Source organism: Candidatus Pelagibacter sp. PS_41, assembly GCF_059417725.1.
Map to the genome: position 1 here is coordinate 1,093,897 of NZ_CM182062.1, position 17,501 is coordinate 1,111,397.

The 17,501-nt window shown below is 31.8% G+C and carries 18 protein-coding genes; 2 read left to right on the forward strand and 16 right to left on the reverse strand.

The annotated features are described in order from the left end of the window. Positions 1-49: 49 nt before the first annotated feature. The 9 genes from AC5SL8_RS05955 to ffh are packed head-to-tail and all read right to left on the reverse strand — an operon-like array spanning position 50 to position 9,753. Entirely contained in the window at positions 50-1,666 is a 1,617-nt protein-coding gene (locus AC5SL8_RS05955) for an acyl-CoA synthetase (RefSeq protein ID WP_494579662.1), read from the reverse strand. A 1-nt stretch (position 1,667) separates the two neighbouring features. After that, positions 1,668-3,431 carry an acyl-CoA dehydrogenase family protein gene (locus AC5SL8_RS05960; protein WP_494579664.1) on the reverse strand — a complete coding sequence of 588 codons (1,764 nt, stop codon included), beginning with the start codon at positions 3,429-3,431 and terminating at the stop codon, positions 1,668-1,670. A gap of 26 nt (positions 3,432-3,457) precedes the next feature. Further along, positions 3,458-4,564: a 3-isopropylmalate dehydrogenase gene (gene leuB / locus AC5SL8_RS05965; RefSeq protein ID WP_490039839.1), complete on the reverse strand. Its 1,107-nt coding sequence runs from the start codon at positions 4,562-4,564 to the stop codon at positions 3,458-3,460. Next, the gene (leuD, locus tag AC5SL8_RS05970) at positions 4,557-5,162 is read right to left on the reverse strand and encodes a 3-isopropylmalate dehydratase small subunit (protein ID WP_494579666.1); all 606 of its coding nucleotides are present in this window, start codon (positions 5,160-5,162) and stop codon (positions 4,557-4,559) included. Before leuD ends, leuB begins: the two co-directional genes overlap by 8 nt. A 2-nt stretch (positions 5,163-5,164) precedes the next feature. After that, complete coding sequence (gene leuC / locus AC5SL8_RS05975) at positions 5,165-6,568, reverse strand: 3-isopropylmalate dehydratase large subunit (RefSeq protein ID WP_494579668.1); 1,404 nt, start codon at positions 6,566-6,568, stop codon at positions 5,165-5,167. Between the two features lie 10 nt (positions 6,569-6,578). Next, the gene (gene rplS, locus AC5SL8_RS05980; RefSeq protein WP_494579670.1) at positions 6,579-7,082 is read right to left on the reverse strand and encodes a 50S ribosomal protein L19; all 504 of its coding nucleotides are present in this window, start codon (positions 7,080-7,082) and stop codon (positions 6,579-6,581) included. Between the two features lie 16 nt (positions 7,083-7,098). Further along, complete coding sequence (gene trmD, locus AC5SL8_RS05985; protein ID WP_494573046.1) at positions 7,099-7,785, reverse strand: tRNA (guanosine(37)-N1)-methyltransferase TrmD; 687 nt, start codon at positions 7,783-7,785, stop codon at positions 7,099-7,101. Positions 7,786-7,793: 8 nt separating this feature from the next. Next, on the reverse strand, positions 7,794-8,381 hold the full coding sequence (rpsP, locus tag AC5SL8_RS05990) for a 30S ribosomal protein S16 (RefSeq protein ID WP_494579672.1): 588 nt from the start codon (positions 8,379-8,381) through the stop codon (positions 7,794-7,796). A gap of 13 nt (positions 8,382-8,394) precedes the next feature. After that, positions 8,395-9,753 carry a signal recognition particle protein gene (ffh, locus tag AC5SL8_RS05995; RefSeq protein ID WP_494573048.1) on the reverse strand — a complete coding sequence of 453 codons (1,359 nt, stop codon included), beginning with the start codon at positions 9,751-9,753 and terminating at the stop codon, positions 8,395-8,397. A 160-nt stretch (positions 9,754-9,913) separates the two neighbouring features. Between ffh and dapF the strand changes: the two genes are divergently transcribed. After that, positions 9,914-10,744 (forward strand): diaminopimelate epimerase, encoded by an 831-nt coding sequence (gene dapF, locus AC5SL8_RS06000; protein WP_494579674.1) that lies wholly within the window; start codon positions 9,914-9,916, stop codon positions 10,742-10,744. Then, the gene (ftsY, locus tag AC5SL8_RS06005) at positions 10,744-11,661 is read left to right on the forward strand and encodes a signal recognition particle-docking protein FtsY (protein WP_494579675.1); all 918 of its coding nucleotides are present in this window, start codon (positions 10,744-10,746) and stop codon (positions 11,659-11,661) included. The genes dapF and ftsY overlap by 1 nt, the downstream gene beginning before the upstream one ends. Here the strand turns inward: ftsY and AC5SL8_RS06010 are convergent. From AC5SL8_RS06010 to AC5SL8_RS06040, 7 genes are read right to left on the reverse strand one after another with little or no spacing between them, the layout of a single operon-like run. Next, complete coding sequence (locus AC5SL8_RS06010; protein ID WP_494579677.1) at positions 11,654-12,217, reverse strand: hypothetical protein; 564 nt, start codon at positions 12,215-12,217, stop codon at positions 11,654-11,656. The two genes, ftsY and AC5SL8_RS06010, sit on opposite strands and share 8 nt — an antisense overlap. A gap of 49 nt (positions 12,218-12,266) precedes the next feature. Beyond that, entirely contained in the window at positions 12,267-13,085 is an 819-nt protein-coding gene (locus AC5SL8_RS06015) for an alpha/beta hydrolase (protein ID WP_494579679.1), read from the reverse strand. Beyond that, positions 13,069-13,980, reverse strand: coding sequence for a DMT family transporter (locus AC5SL8_RS06020; protein ID WP_494579681.1), 912 nt, complete (start codon positions 13,978-13,980; stop codon positions 13,069-13,071). Before AC5SL8_RS06020 ends, AC5SL8_RS06015 begins: the two co-directional genes overlap by 17 nt. Positions 13,981-13,992: 12 nt before the next feature. Beyond that, on the reverse strand, positions 13,993-14,172 hold the full coding sequence (locus AC5SL8_RS06025) for a hypothetical protein (RefSeq protein WP_494573053.1): 180 nt from the start codon (positions 14,170-14,172) through the stop codon (positions 13,993-13,995). Further along, positions 14,162-15,499: an amidase gene (locus tag AC5SL8_RS06030; protein ID WP_494579683.1), complete on the reverse strand. Its 1,338-nt coding sequence runs from the start codon at positions 15,497-15,499 to the stop codon at positions 14,162-14,164. The genes AC5SL8_RS06025 and AC5SL8_RS06030 overlap by 11 nt, the downstream gene beginning before the upstream one ends. A 9-nt stretch (positions 15,500-15,508) precedes the next feature. Beyond that, a complete protein-coding gene (locus AC5SL8_RS06035; protein ID WP_494579684.1) occupies positions 15,509-16,870 on the reverse strand; it encodes a TRAP transporter large permease in 1,362 nt (453 codons plus the stop codon). Beyond that, positions 16,860-17,444 (reverse strand): TRAP transporter small permease subunit, encoded by a 585-nt coding sequence (locus AC5SL8_RS06040; RefSeq protein ID WP_494579686.1) that lies wholly within the window; start codon positions 17,442-17,444, stop codon positions 16,860-16,862. Before AC5SL8_RS06040 ends, AC5SL8_RS06035 begins: the two co-directional genes overlap by 11 nt. Positions 17,445-17,501: the final 57 nt, after the last annotated feature.

Sequence of the window (17,501 nt, forward strand, 5' to 3'; positions counted from 1 at the left end):
AAATTGATTTTTTAATAAGAAAACTTTATCTTTCTATCACTTTAATTAATTAAAATTTTTTTCTAAGCTCAAATTTTTGAATTTTTCCTGTAGAAGTTTTTGGCAATTCACAGAAAACAACTTGTTTAGGAACCTTAAAACTAGCCAAAGTTTCTTTACAAAAGCTTATTAATTCTTTTTCAGTTGTAGGCTTGTCTTTAACCATTTCAATAAATGCACATGGTACTTCTCCCCACTTTTCATCAGGCTTAGCAACAACAGCAGCAATTGATACTGATGGATGTTTAGAAAGCGTATTTTCGATCTCAATTGAAGATATGTTTTCTCCTCCAGAAATAATTATATCTTTAGATCTGTCTTGTATTTTAACATAACCGTCCGGGTGCATGACCGCTAAATCTCCAGAATGAAACCAGCCACCAGCCATAGCTTTATCTGTTGCTGCTTTGTCCTTAAAATAACCTTTCATGACCACGTTACCTCTAAGCATAATCTCACCAATTGTTTTTCCATCTCTTGGAACTTCTTTCATCGTCTCAGGGTCCATAATAGTTGCACCTTCAAGATTAGGGTACCTTACACCTTGTCTTGCTTTAATTTCATTTTGTTTGTCTTCATCAAATTCATTCCAATCATTATTCCAAGCGCATTGAGTAACATGACCATAAGTTTCTGTTAAACCATAAACATGCATTACTTCAAAACCAAGTTCTTTCATTTTTTTGAAAATTATACTTGGTGGTGGCGCTCCTGCGGTAAGCACATGAACTTTGTGTTTTAATTTTTTTCGATCACTTTCTGGAGCACCCGTAATCATATTTAATACGATTGGTGCACCTCCAAAATGAGTAACATTGTATTTATCAATTAACTCAAAAATCTTTTTAACATCTATATTTCTTAAACAAATAGTCCTTCCATTTAACATTGGAACTGTCCAAGGATAGCACCAGCCATTACAATGAAACATTGGAACAATTGTTAAAAAATTTAATCTGTTAGGCATATTCCATGCAACTGCACTTCCTGTTGCCATTAAATATGATCCTCTATGATGATAGACAACTCCTTTAGGATTTCCTGTTGTTCCAGAGGTGTAACTTAATGATATAGCTTGCCACTCATCTTCTGGTCTTTTCCAAATAAAACCATCATCACCTGTTTCTAAGAAGCTTTCATATTCTAGTTCGCCAATTTTTTCTAACTTTGACTGATCTGCAAACTTATCATGTATGTCGATAATAGTTATTTTTTTATCCAATTTACTTAATGCTTTTTTTACTTCTATGTGAAGTTGTCTATCTACTACTAATACTTTTGCATCACTATGTTTTAAAATATAAGAGATAGTATTAGCATCCAGCCTAATATTTATTGTGTTTAACACAGCACCCATCATAGGAACTGAATAATGAGCCTCAAAAATTTCTGGTGTATTAAAAGCTAAAAACGAAACGGTATCACCTTTACTAACACCAATTTTTTCGAGTGCACTAGCAAATTTAGTGGTTCTTTTATAAACTTCAGCCCAAGTATATTTTCGATCTTCGTAAACAATTGCTTCATAATTTGGGTAAACATCTTTTGCTCTTTCCAAAAAAGATATCGGTGTTAATGGAACATAGTTTGCTGCATTTTTGTCTAAATTAGTATCGTAATGACTCATTTTAATTAAATTTAAAATTCATTATATTTGAACTTCCAGATATGGCTGATTTATAATGTTGCTCTGCTCTTGGTAAAACTTTATCAAAGTAAAATTTTGCCGTATTTATTTTATCATCATAAAAGTTTTTGTTCTCATCGTAATTTTTAAAACTTATATCTAAAACCTTTATCCAAGCATAAGCAACTGCCACAAACCCAAGTGTCTTTAAATAATCGTTTGCTGCTGCACTCACATCGTCTTTATCTGATTTTGTTTTTTCATTTATCCATTCACTAAACTTAGTTAAGATGCTTAAATAGTGAGCAAAATCCTTAGTAAATGGCTTAATTTTTTCGTTATCTATATCTGTTTCAGATTTTATTAGATCTAAAAATTTATTAATTATACTTCCATTTTTATTGGATAATTTTCTAAAAACTAAGTCTGCAGCTTGCACAGAATTTGTTCCCTCATATATTGGTGTTATTCTGTTGTCTCTAAATAATTGTTCTATCCCTTGGTCTTTAGTATAACCATAACCTCCATGAATTTGCATTGCATCATTTGTAATTTCCATGCCTAGATCTGTAAATAATGACTTTACCACTGGAGTCATTAGCGAAACAAAATCAGAGGCCTCTTGGCGAATTTTTTCATCTGGATGATTCAGACTAACTTCAGTTTGCTGCGATAACCAAAAACATAAGGCTCTCTCACCCTCTATTATTGATTTCATATTTAATAATGATCTTCTTATATCAGCATGCTCAATTATAAAATCTGCACCATTAGTAGATTTAGTATTATTAGTTTTACCTTGTTTTCTCTCTTTTGCGTAAGCAAGTGAGTTTTGATAAGCAATTTCAGAAATTCCTAATCCTTGAATACCAACAACTATTCTTTCAAGATTCATCATTGTAAACATTGCATTTAGACCTTTGTCTTTTTTACCAATCATGAAACCTGTAGCTTGATCAAAATTTAACACACATGTAGCAGAACCTTTAATACCCATCTTGCTTTCAATGGATCCTGTTGATATTCCATTTCGTTGGCCAACAGTCCCGTCCTCATTTACTTTAAATTTAGGAACTAAAAATAAGCTAATACCCTTGGTTCCAGCAGGAGAATCTGTTGCTCTAGCAATTACTAAATGAATAATATTTTCTGTCAAATCTTGGTCTCCCGAAGTAATAAATATTTTCTGACCAGTAATTTTATAAGTTCCATCACTTTGTTTTTCTGCTTTTGTTTTTAAAAGTCCTAAATCAGTTCCACATACAGGTTCTGTTAAGCACATTGTGCCACTCCATTTACCTTCCACTATCTTGGGTAAATACCTATTTTTTATTTCATCTGAAGCATGATGATTAATACAGTTGTATGCTCCAATACTTAATTCACTATATAATTTAAATGATAGGCTTGCAGAAGAGAGCATTTCATCAAAAAATGCACTTACAGTTTTTGGCATTCCTTGGCCACCAAATTTTGGATCACAAGATAAAGAAGTCCAACCATCTTCAATATATTTTTGGTACGCTTCTTTATATCCTGGGGGTGTTCTTACTACTCCATTTTCTAAAACTGCAGGATTTTCATCTCCTATTTTTGCAAGTGGTAAAATTAAATTTTGATTTATTTTTGCTGCCTCTTCTAATATATCCTTAACTAGTTCAGAGCTGACTTCTTTATATTTTTCTAATTCATTGTAATTTTTGTTGTCTCTCAATTTCTCAAAAAGAAACATCATGTCTTCTACTGGAGCAGAATAGGTTGGCATAAAAATAGTTTAGAATAATTAATAGATTATTGCAATTTTGAAATTATCGCATCACCCATTTGAGAAGTTGAAACCTCTTTTGTGCCTTCTGATAGAATATCTTTAGTTCTTAAGCCGTCATTTAGTACATCTTGAACCGCTTTCTCTAAAGCCTCCGCCTCTTTATCTAAATCCAAAGAATATTTTAAAGCCATTGCAAAACTTAAAATACTAGCGATTGGATTAGCAATTCCTTTGCCGGCTATATCAGGTGCCGATCCATGAATGGGTTCGTACATTGCTCTCATTTCTCCTTCTTTATTTTTAGCTCCTAATGATGCTGATGGCAGCAAACCTAACGAACCAGTTAACATTGAGGCTTGATCAGATAACATGTCTCCAAACAAATTATCCGTAACAATCACATCAAATTGTTTTGGATTTCTTAATAACTGCATAGCGCAGTTGTCTGCAAGCATATGGCTTAGTTCTACATCCTTATATTCTTTGTCATGTAATTCTTGAACTTCTTCTTTCCACAATTGCCCAGCTTCCATCACGTTAGATTTTTCACACGAAGTAACTTTGTTGGATCTTTTTCTTGCTAAATCGAAGGCAACTTTAGCCACTCTAACTATCTCGCTAGTAGTATAAGTGTGAGTATTTATGCCTTTTCTTTCTCCATTTTCTATTGGTTTAATTCCTCTTGGTTCTCCAAAATAAATTCCACCTGTTAATTCTCTTACAATCATTATATCTAATCCAGATACAATCTCTGGCTTTAAAGTTGATGCATCAACTAATTGCTCAAAGCAAATTGCTGGTCTCAAATTTGCAAATAATTTTAATTCTTTTCTTAATTTCAATAATGCTCTTTCAGGTTTTTTAGAAAAATCTAAATTATCCCACTTTGGACCACCAACAGCTCCTAACATTACAACTTCACTTTCTAAAGCTTTATAAAAAACTTCATCTGTAATTGGAGTTCCATGTTTATCGTAAGAACATCCTCCAGCTAAATCTTGATCAATCTCAAAGTCCAAAGATTTATTTGAATTTAACCATTGAATAATTTTTTTCACTTCCTGAATTACTTCAGGACCAATGCCATCCCCTGGTAAAAGTAAAATTTTTCTTTTTTTTACTTTAATCATTAAATATCCATGGCTTAGTATTTTTTAAATTTTCCTCAAATGTCATGATTTTATCTTTTTTTGCTAATGAAAGAGCAATATCATCTAATCCCTCTAATAGGCATTTTTTTTTAAAAGGATCAATATCAAACCTTATTTCATTATTTCCAAAAATTATTTTCTCTTCCATTAAATCAATTGCTATTTCCTCTTTTCTTTTTGAATATTCAGATAATTCTTTAATTTTATTTTCTTCCAAAGTAATTGGCAAAATTCCATTTTTAAAACAATTATTATAAAAAATATCTGCATAGCTTGAGCTTATCACACATGTTATTCCAAAATCTAATAATGCCCAGGGCGCATGTTCTCTTGATGACCCACAGCCAAAATTTTTACCTGCAATTAATATTTTTGATTGAATGTAAGGCTCTTGATTTAAAATAAAATCTTTTAAACTATTACCGTTATCATCGTACCTCATTTCGAAGAATAAATTTTTACCAAGTCCAGTTCTCTTAATTGTTTTTAAGAACTGTTTAGGAATAATCATATCTGTATCAATATTAACTATTGGTAAATAAGCTGGAATGCTTTTAAGTGTATTAAATTTTTTCATTTCTAATTTTGATATTTTCTAACATCATCAAGATTTCCAGAAATGGCTGCAGCAGCTGCCATTCCAGGGCTTACTAAATGCGTACGCCCACCTCTTCCTTGTCGACCTTCAAAGTTTCTATTTGATGTTGATGCGCATCTTTCCTCTGGTTTTAATTTATCAGCATTCATGGCTAAACACATAGAGCAACCTGGCTCTCTCCATTCAAATCCTGACTCTATAAAGATTTTATCAAGCCCTTCTTGTTCTGCTTGTTCTTTAACTAACCCAGATCCTGGAACAACCATTGCATGAACATGTGCTGCTTTTTTTTTATCCTTTAATATTTTTGCAGCCTCTCTTAAATCCTCTATTCTACCATTTGTACAACTTCCAATAAAAACTTTATCAATTTTTATATCTGTAGCTAATGTATCAGCCTTTAAACCCATATATTTCAAAGATCTTTCTATAGAATTTTTCTTATCCTCATCTTTTTCATTTTGTGGGTTTGGAACTTTGCCATCAATAGTGATGACGTCTTGAGGAGATGTTCCCCAAGTAATCATGGGAAGAATATCTTCTGCAACCAAGTTTATTTCTTTATCAAATTTAGCACCATCATCTGTTTTTAAGCTCATCCAATATTTCATAGCTTTATCCCAATCTGTATCTTTTGGGGACATTGGCTTGCCTTTTAAATATTCAAAAATTTTTTCGTCTGGGGCTATTAATCCAGCTCTTGCTCCACCTTCAATTGTCATGTTGCAAATTGTCATTCTTTGCTCAACACTTAAGGATGAAATTAGGCTACCTGAATATTCTATAACAGATCCTGTTCCACCTGCAGTACCAATAACACCTATAATTTGTAAAATTACATCTTTTGAAGTCACACCAATTGGAAGCTTTCCATTTACATTTATTCTGAAATTTTTTGCTTTTTTCTGCACTAAGGTTTGAGTTGCCAAAACATGTTCAACTTCAGATGTGCCTATACCAAAAGCTAGGGCTCCAAATGCTCCATGGGTTGCTGTATGACTATCTCCACAAACAATTACTGTCCCTGGTTGTGTAAATCCTTGCTCTGGTCCAATAATATGAACTATACCTTGTCGTTTATCATTCATTCCTAAATATTGAATTCCAAACTCTTTACAATTGTTTTCCAAGGTATCTACTTGAATTTTTGACTCTGCATCAGCAATACCCTTGGATCTATCAGTAGTTGGAACATTATGATCTGCAACAGCTAGGGTAAGACTTGGTTGTCTTACTTTTCTATTTGCATTTCTTAATCCTTCAAATGCTTGGGGGCTTGTAACTTCATGGACTAAATGCCTATCAACAAAAAGTAGTGCTGTTCCATCCTCCTGCTGATCAACTAAATGATCATTCCAAATTTTATCGTAAAGAGTTAAAGGCATTGAAAAAAAATTATTTTTTTTCTTCAGTTTTTTCTATTTTTGTTTCAACTTGAACTTCTGGTTGTTTTTCAGTCTCAGCTTCTACAGTCTCTACTGGTGCTAAAGTCTCTTCTGTTACTGTTTCAGGCTTAACATCAACTTCTATACCTATTTTTTTTCTAATTTTTTCTGCAATTCTAGCTGATTTACCTGTTCTATCTCTTAAATAATATAATTTAGCTCTTCTAACTTTTCCATGTCTTATTACAGTAATTGAGTCAATAACGGTTCCATATAAAGGAAACGTTCTTTCAACACCTTCACCAAATGAAATTTTTCTAACTGTAAATGATGAATTAAGATCTCTATTTTTTCTAGCAATACAAACACCTTCGAAATACTGAATTCTATCTTTTTTTCCTTCAGTAATTCTCACACCAACTTTAATAACATCGCCAGGAAAAAATTCTGGTATCTTTTTTTCTGCTAATATCTTTTTAACGTTAAATTGGTTTATTTCTTCAATCGTTTTCATAATGCTATATTTTTAATTAGTTTTTCTTATACTTTTCCCATAAATCTGGTCTTCGGACGCGTGTTATAGCCTCTGATTGTGATAAACGCCAGTCTTTAATTTTGTTATGATCTCCTGATAATAGCACATCTGGAACGCTTTTTTCCTCCCAAATTTGAGGTTTTGTGTACTGGGGATACTCTAAAAGTCCATTCTCAAAGCTCTCATCACTTTTTGATTGTTCATTTCCCAAAACGCCAGGTAATAATCTTAGAATACTATCTAAAACAACAAATGAAGCCGTTTCTCCTCCTGACAAAATAAAATCACCAATGCTAAGTTCTTCAATATTTCTGGTCGACAATATTCTTTCATCAACACCCTCAAAGTGTCCACAAATTAAACTTACAGATTTTTCTCTTGATAATTCTAAAGCTAATTTTTGATCAAGTTTTTTTCCTTTAGGAGATAAATAAAAAATTCTTTCTCCTTCCTTTTTATTTTGATCAATAGATTTTGCTAATACATCAGCCTTTAGCAACATTCCAGAACCACCTCCAAATGGAGTGTCATCTACAGTTTTGTGTTTATCTTCTGCTGCATCTCTTATGTTTACAACTTTTAAATCCCAGATTTTATTTGCTAAAGCTTTCCCATAAAGCCCCTTGCTTAAAGGACCGGGAAAAATATCTGGGTAAAGTGTAAAAATTTGAGCTTGCCACATAAGTCAAACTATTTTGCCTCTTCTTTAGGAGCATCTGCTTTAGGAGCTGCCTCTGCTTTTGGAGCTTCTTCTTTAGGAGCATCTGCTTTAGGAGCTGCCTCTGCTTTTGGAGCATCTGCTTTAGGAGCATCTGCTTTTGGAGCTTCTTCTTTAGGAGCATCTGCTTTTGGAGCTTCTTCTTTAGGAGCATCTGCTTTAGGAGCATCTGCTTTTGGAGCTTCTTCTTTAGGAGCATCTGCTTTAGGAGCATCTGCTTTTGGAGCATCTGCTTTTGGAGCTTCATCACCTTCTTTTTTTCTTTCTTTTTTTGGAACCGCTTTAAGAGGATTGCTTCCATTTACTGGCATTGTGATTAAATTATTTTCACCTAATATTCTTGCAACTCTAGTTGTTGGTTGTGCACCTTCACCTAACCAATATTTAATTCTTTCAGCTTCTAGTCCAACTCTTTCTTTTTTATCTTTTGGTAAAAGAGGATTAAAAAATCCTACCTTCTCAATAAATCTTCCATCTCTTGCACGTCGGCTATCAGCTACAACTACTTTGTAAACTGGTCTTTTTTTTGTTCCACCTCTTGATAGTCTTATTTTTAACATTTCTTCTCCTTTATTATTTAAGTTGATTTAGTAGCTCTGGAGGTATTCCTTTATCGGACATACCCTTCAGGTTTCCTTTTGACATCTTTTTCATCATTTCAGACATCATTTTAAATTGCTTAAGCAATTTATTGATAGTGGCCGCATCTGTTCCAGAGCCATTAGCAATTCTTTTTTTCCTAGAACCATCAATGATTTTAGGATTTCCTCTTTCTTTTTTCGTCATAGATAAAATTATTGCTTCATTTTGAGAAATAATTTTTTCATCAATTCCTGCAGTATCCATTTGTGCCTTCATCTTAGAAACACCTGGCATAAATGACATTATCCCCTCTATTCCACCCATTTTTTTCATTTGTCTTAGCTGAGTTAAATAGTCCTCCATCGAAAATTGACCTTTTTTTAAATTCTCTTCTGCTTTTTTTATGTTCTCTTCACCAAGATCTTCAGCTGCTTTCTCAACTAGAGAAACAATATCACCCATACCTAATATTCTATTTGCTATTCTATCTGGATGAAAAACTTCTAAATTTTCTGTTTTTTCACCTACCCCTAAAAATTTAATTGGAACTTGAGAGACATACTTCATACTAAGTGCAGCTCCACCTCTTGCATCACCATCGGCTCTAGTCAAAACAATACCAGTTAAATTCACGGTATTTTTAAACTCTTTAGCAACCTCTGCTGCTACTTGCCCTGTTAATGAATCTGCGACCAAAAAAGTTTCTGTTGGATTAATTATACTCTCTATTTGTTTAATCTCACTCATCATCTGAAGATCAATTTGAGTCCTTCCTGCTGTATCAAATAATATAATTTCTGCCCCATTTAAATTAGCAGCACTTACTGCTCTTCTACAAATATCTGCTGGCAATTGTCCTTCAATAATTGGTAAAGTTAAAATATTGTTTTGTTCACCTAAGGATTTAAGTTGCTCTTGTGCTGCTGGTCTGTAGACATCAAGGCTGACCATCATTAATTTCTTTTTTTTATTTTTTTCTAAGTATTTTGCTAATTTTGCAGTAGTTGTAGTTTTACCCGAACCTTGCAAGCCCACTAGCATCATCGAAACTGGTGGAACAGCATTTAAATTAATATCTGTGTTGCTTTCACCTAAAAAACTTACCAACTCATCGTGAACAATTTTAACAACCATATCCCCCGGAGAGGTTGATCTAATTATTTCTTGTCCTAAAACTTTTGGCTTAACTCTTGTTATAAAATCTTTAGCTACATCAAGCGATACATCAGCTTCCAAGAGAGCTTGTCTAATAGCTCTTAAACCTTCATCAACTTGATTTTCATCAAGTGATGGTGCTTTTTTTAAAGAAGAAAAGATTTCTTCAAATTTATTTGTTAAGTTTTCAAACATTTTTTTTACACATAGCAGTACTGCACTAGTGGGCGAATCCTCGCTGACTAGTGTTGATCTCTTTGTTACCAAAGACACCACAAATTTAACGTTTTTGTGGGAACGGCAACAACCTATAATAGAGGTACAAAAAGTCAATAAATAAGTTAAATATCTATATATGGATATTAAAGCATTTAAAATGGATGGTTTAGGCAATGATTTCGTTATCATTGATTTAAGAAAAAAGGACTTAAATTTAAATAAAGATCAAATAATCAAAATATGTGATCGTAATTTCATTGGATGTGATCAGCTAATTTTGATTAAAAAAAATAAAACAAATGATGCTGACGCAGAACTAGTTTTTTATAATTCAGATGGCAGTATATCTGGAGCCTGCGGAAATGGTACTCGATGTGTTGCGGAGTTCCTATCAAGGGAAAATGGGCAAAAGGAAATAACAGTTTTGACAGAGTCGGGTTCACTAAAATCTAATATCATTGAAAATAAATTGGTAGAAACTGAGATAGGAATAACAAAAACAGATTGGCAAGAAATTCCTTTAATTAGAGAAATGAATACAAAAAATTTGAAAATTGAGATTATAGATGACAATAATATTAAATTTATTGGGGGTACAGCCGTTAATGTTGGCAATCCACATATAATATTTTTTGTAGAAGAAATAGAAAAATTTGATTTGAAAAACCTTGGTCCAAAAATTGAACATCATGAATTTTTTCCAGAAAAATGCAATGTTACTCTTGCAAAAGTTATAAATAAAAATCTAATAAAAGTTAAAGTTTGGGAAAGAGGTGCTGGACTTACTAAGGCATGTGGTACTGCAGCTTGTGCAACTGCTGTTGCAGCAAATATAAATCAACTAGCTGATAAAACTTTAGACATTGAGTTTGCTCTAGGAAAACTAACAATTTTTATTGACGAAAGAAATAGTGTTTTTATGAAGGGACCAGTCTCTGATATTCAAGATATAGATATTAAATTATAATGGGAATTTTTGATAAATTTAAAATTGGTTTTAAAAAAAGTGCATCTACTTTCACCTCTGGTTTAAGAGATATAATTATCAAAAAAGAAATTGATGACAAAACATTAGATCAAATAGAGGAATACTTAATTCAGTCAGATGTTGGTCTTGTTGCAGCCGAAGAAATTAAAAAGATTATTTCTGAAGAAAAAATTAATCCTAAAAAAGATATTATGAATGAGGTTAATTTAATTCTTAAAAATTATATAATCACATTAATGAAACCATTAGAAAACCAAAATTTTTTTGATAAGAAAGAAACACTCAATGCAGTATTAATATCAGGAGTTAATGGAGTTGGTAAAACCACAACCATAGGTAAAATAGGTAAAATTTTAAAATCTAACGGAAATAAAGTTATGTTTTCTGCGTGTGACACATTTAGAGCGGCGGCTATCGAGCAGTTAGAAAGCTGGGCGAATAAAATTAATATACAAATCATTAAATCATCACAAGGGTCTGATCCAGCCTCTGTTGCATACAAGGCTATAGAAGAAGCATTAAAAGAAGGTTTTAATCATGTGTTAATTGATACAGCTGGACGATTACAAAATAAAAAGAACTTAATGGAAGAATATAAGAAAATTGCTAATGTAACTAAAAAAATAGATCCTAATGCACCACATGATGTAATTTTGGTTTTAGATGCTACTTCAGGACAAAATGTAATTAACCAAGTAGAGGAATTTAATAAAATTATCCCTGTTACGGGTCTAATAATGACAAAATTAGATGGAACAGCAAAAGGGGGTATTTTATTAGCTCTTGCTAAAAAATATCAGCTACCAATAATTGCTTTGGGACTTGGAGAAAAAGAAGATGATTTACAAATCTTTAATGCAGAAAAGTTTGCAGAAGCTTTTATTAATATTAATTAATCAAGTTATTAGAAATTAAAGGTTTGTAATAATTACATTTATAATTTTCTTGTAGATGTGAATGTCCACAATTTTTTGCAACTGATGAAATTATAAATTCTAGTTTTCCAGTAGAGGAATATTGATTTAATTTCTTATTCGCAATATCAAATTGAAAATTTGTTTTGATATTTTTAATTGCACTAATCATAATTAGTGTATTGTTATCCCTTAGTAGGTAATACGCAAAATCCTCTGGAAAAACTGGAAAATCATACTCTTCTAAAAAAAATTTAGCTTGTGATGGAAACCATTCATAAGAGATTAAAGGGGATGAAGTTTTTGTTTTATAGTCATAAATATATAGATCCTGGGGAAAATCAGTAACATAATTAAAATTTTCTCCTCTTGCTAAAATAGATTTTTCTCTAGTTTTAAAATAAAGACTAAAATTTTTATCATAAGAATTCATTTGACCTACATGAAAAAGATTATCTGTATTATAATTTGTCTCACCAGAGTATGTAAAATTACTGAAAGAAATTATAATTAATAAAGATATAATAAATCTTAGCACTCTTAATATTTAAAAATAAAATCTGTAAATTATTTGGTCAGATTGTGGCTTAATTTAAACTCTTTAAATATTCCTTCAAAACTACTATCATTTTTTTGTTGTATTCCATCATGTGATTATCTTTTTCGGAAAAGTAAGAATACTTTGGTTCATTTGCTGATTCATACATTTTTTTACCCATCCAAAATGGCACTATTTTATCTGCTTCTCCATGCATAATCAGAATTGGAGACTTAAAATTTTTAATTTTTTTGTCACTTTCGTATTTATCTTTAAGTAAAAATCTGATTGGAAAATATGGATATACATTTTTTGCTGCATCAACCATAGATGTAAATGGAGATTCTAATATAATACCTGCAAATTTACGCTTTTGAGCAACATGAGTTGCAATTCCAGTACCTAATGACTCACCATAAAGAATAATGTCATTATCTTTAAGTCCTTTTCCTTTTAACCAATTAATTGCACTCTCGCCATCTTCATATAATCCTTTTTCTGATGGTTTGCCTAAGTTGCCACTAAATCCTCTCCAGGAAATGATTAGAAAATTTATATTCATTTCTTTAAAATGATTAATTTTATGTATTCTATTTTCTAATGTTCCCGCATTGCCATGAAAGAAAACCAGAGTTTTAAAATTTACAAGATCTTTTTCATGAAACCATCCAAGTAATTCAATATTATCACCTGTCTCAATCTTTACTTTTTCTATTTTAACTTTTAATTCATCACCAGAATAGTTATTTTCTTTTGGGTGATATAATAAATTTCGTTGAAATATAAATATAATAAAAAGTAAAGAAAAGTAAGCTATTGGTATAATTAAAATTAACTTCAATAAATACTCTTTAAGTTTTTTTTTCATATTTATTTTTTTTTTTAACTAAATAAACACCACCAAAAACTAAGGCTGTTCCTAGATAGTGATAATATTCAAGCTGTTCTTTAAAAAATAGCACTCCATAAATGGCACTATAAACTGTAAAGATATAAAGTGTAAAACCTGTTATGGAGGCCCCAAGTTTTTTTTGTGCCATGGTATATAATGTAAAAGCTATTATTCCTGGGGAAATAGCAGCAAATAAAACCCAAATGAAAAAGTCTTCATTAAAAATTGTTTTAACAAAAAAAATTTCTTCAATCAAATAAAATGGAAATAAACTAACTACACCAAAAAATGCAATCAATGTAAATCTATCAAAAATTTTTAAATTTGTTTTCCAATAAAATAAATAAATTGAATAAAGGGCCCAACCTATTGCAGAAGCTAACATCCAGAGGTCACCAATTGTAAATTTTAAGCTAATTAATAAAGATAAGTCACCTTTAATAATAATAGCAAAAACCCCAACTAAACAAGAAACTAGACCTACAATTCTTAAAAAATTTATTTTCTCTTTAAAAAAAATACTTGAAATTAAAATTATAAATATTGGTGATGAGGAATATATAATTCCCATGTTTGTAACGGTTGTTGTTTGGCCTGCTAAAAATGGAAAGGCGCCACAAACACCACACCCCATTGACCCAATAAAGAATATTCTATTGTATTCTTGTTTTACAAATTTAAAGTTTTTTTTAAGAGAGCTATAGGTAAAAGGTAATAATATTAAGAATACAGCAGTCCACCGCCAAAATGCTAGAGAAATTGGAGGCACATATTCAACTCCACCTCTTGCAACGATTAGATTGCTTGCCATAAAAATAGGTTGAATGAAAAGTAATAAAAAAGGTAAATAATTATTCTTTGAATTATTCACTAAAAATTTGATTTATTTTTTATCGAAATAAGCTTCGTAAATCATCATTCCAATTGCTAGAGCCATTAAGATATATACGGGTAACACGTCCCAAAAACCAATCATAGAAGATCTAGTTAAGGTTGTTGCAAGTCCAATAAGAAATATTGTTGCAAGACACGATCCTAAAAATGTTGATATTTTATTTAGCATATTTTTTACAATTTTTTTCTAACCAATTAGCTACACCAAGAAATCTTAGGTCATCTAACTTGTCTCCAACTAATTGAATTCCTAATGGTAAATTATTTGCACCGATAAGTAAAGGTAATGAGATAGACGGCAAACCCATATATGTCCAAATAGTTGAGAATTCTGGGCTACCTGTGCTCTTTAAACCCTTTGGAGCAACGCCAGACGATGACGGAGTTAATACTCCATGAAAATCTTCAAAAACCTCTTTATAAGACTCGTAGCTTCTTTTCATAAAGTCTATTGCTTCAGCATATTCTTTTGCTGAGTATTTTAGTCCTCTTTCAATTGCACTAACCATCTCTTTAGAAAGAAATTTTTTAGATTTTTTATAATAACCTTGAAAATTATTTGCCATATCAGTTTCATGAATTATTTTATGATATTTTGGAATGTCATCAAAATAAGATGGGGTATCAAAGACCTCAATATTTTTACTAAAAGTTTTTATAAAGAAATCAAAAGATTTTTGGGACTCTTTATCAATATTTTTCCAATTTTTAGTTTTGTAAAAAATAAACTTTGGCTCATATATTGGACCCTTTTTACAAACATTTAACATTTCATCTGCAGCATAATGAATAGTTGATGGATCATATAAATCTTTTTTAATTAATGATTTTGCAAACAAGGCAACATCTTCAACCGTTTTTCCAAAAACTCCGATGTGATCTAATTTATCAGACTGTCTCATAACTCCACTTCTTGAAATTAATCCATAAGAAGGCTTATAGCCTACAACCCCGCAGTAAGAAGCGGGCCTAATAACTGAGCCGTTAGTTTGGGTTCCAATTGATAGGGGTGCCATATGTGCTGCAATGACAGCTGCTGAACCACTTGATGATCCCCCTGGCGTTCTTGTGTTGTCGTGTGGATTGGTAGTTTTTCCAGGATGGAAATATGCAAGTTCTGTGGTTACAGTTTTACCCATCACTATCGCTCCTTCAATCTTAAGTAAATTAACTATCTCTGAATCTTGTGAGCTAGGCATTTTTTTTCTTAAGGGAGAACCACATTCAGTAGGCATTTCAAATGTGCCAATTATATCTTTAACCGCAATTGGTAAGCCATGTAATGAGCCTAGTGGTTTACCTGATTTTCTATACTCATCTGCCTCTACAGCTTTTTCTAAAAGCTTTTTTTTATCAAAATATTGCCACGCCTTTACATCTTTTTCAAATTTTTCAATTCTCTCAATATATTGTGTACAAACTTCAACTGAAGATAATTGACCTGATTTTAAATGTTCAGCCAATTTATTGGCTGTGAGTGTAAAAATATTTAACATTTAGTTTGTCTAATTTGCAAATAACGTTTCTGGCAACCATAAGGCAATGCCTGGAAACATATACATAAGAAACATAGCAAATATTACTATACCCAAGAATGGCATAATTCCTGCAAATATTTCCATCAATTCAACATTTTTCTTTTGAACGCCCTTTAAATAATAAGCTGACATTGCCATTGGAGGAGTTAAGAAAGATGTTTGTAAATTAAGAGCAATTAACATTGCAAAGAAATATGGATTAACATCAAATACCTCTAGAAGCGGTAAAAATATTGGAACAAATATAATTAAGATTTCAGTCCATTCTAATGGCCATCCTAAAAGAAAAATAATAATTTGTGTGATAATTAAAAATTGCCATGTATTTATATTTATTGATGTAAAGAAATGTTCAAAAATTTCATGACCACCTAGATAAGAAAATACAGAAGAAAAAGTCCAAGAACCAATAAATAACCACATAATCATAGCTGTAGTTTTTGCAGTTAGAAAAACAGACTCTTTAAAACTTTGCCATTTAAGTGTTTTGTAAAACCAAGATAACAATATAGCACCAAATGCTCCTGCTGCTGCTGCCTCTGCTGGAGTTGCTATACCTGCTAAGATTGTTCCAAGAACCAACATAATTAATCCAAAAAGAGGGACGAAAGAAACTAATACTTCTTTTAAAATTTCAGCTCGTGGTGGAATATCTTCTGCTCTTGGCTTAGGTGCAATTGATGGTTGGAGCCAAGCTCTACCCACAGCGTAAGCTATATAAAGTCCTGCAAGTAAAAGTCCTGGAAAAATTGCTGCCGCAAATAATCTCAAAGGAGATAACTGGGCTATTACTGAATAAACAATTAACATAATACTAGGTGGTATTAAAATACCCAAACATCCGCCTGCACAAATTACTCCTGAAGCAAATTTTTTATCATATCCTGCCTTAACCATCGCAGGCCAAGCAAGTAGCCCCATTAGGGTTACAACCGCACCAATAATTCCTGTTGCTGTAGAAAACAAAGTACATGTTATTAGAGCGGCTACTGCCATTGAAGCTGGTAATCTATGAGCTGCAAGTCTTATTGCAAAAAATAATTTTGCTACAATGCCAGCTCTTTCAACTAAATATCCCATGAATAAAAACAGTGGTACAGCGGTGAGCACGTTATTATCCATAACGGTGTATGTGTTTTTTACAAATAAAGAAAATATTCTATTATCAAATACATGATCCATTAAAGCAGGATCGTAATAAGCATAATACCCAAAACCTATTCCCATTGCCATTAAAGTGAAGGCAATTGGAAAACCTAATAGCACTGCAAATAAAAATAGTCCCATCATGAAGATGGCTACTTCTGGATTTGTTAAACTAAATAACATCTCTTTGATCCTCGTCTTGTGCTGTTCTCATTAAAATTTGCTCTGTCTCTTCAGCAACAACCATTCTTGCTGGCCAATGTCCAGTTTTAATACAAATAATTGCTCTAAATACTTCAGCTATTCCCTGAATAACCAAAAATATTCCCGCGGCAGGTATTAAAGATTTTACCATGTAAATATTAATTTGTGCCGGGCTACTCCAACTAGTCTCTTTTATCTTCCAAGCAAGTGCAGCATATTCATAACCATAAAATGCTAAAGAAACGACACCAGGAAAAAAGAAAATAAAATAAAGTACTAAATCAATATAGCCTTGTGTTCTTTGTTTAAATAATCTGTAAATTACATCTCCTCTAACATGAGATTCTGTTGCTAAACAATAAGCACCTGACATCATCAATATCGCACCATACATCTGCATACTAAAGTCAAAATTCCAAAGTGTTGGCTTATTAAATACATAGGCCATCATAACTTCATAACAAGTTCCACCCATCAAAATAACAATACACCAAGAAAAAGCCTTACCTATTGAGGTGCTTAATGTGTCAGCTAATTTTATGTAGGCTCTCATCATGATTTGAATAGGATACTCTAATTTTGTTAAAAACTGTACTATAAAAAAAAGGGG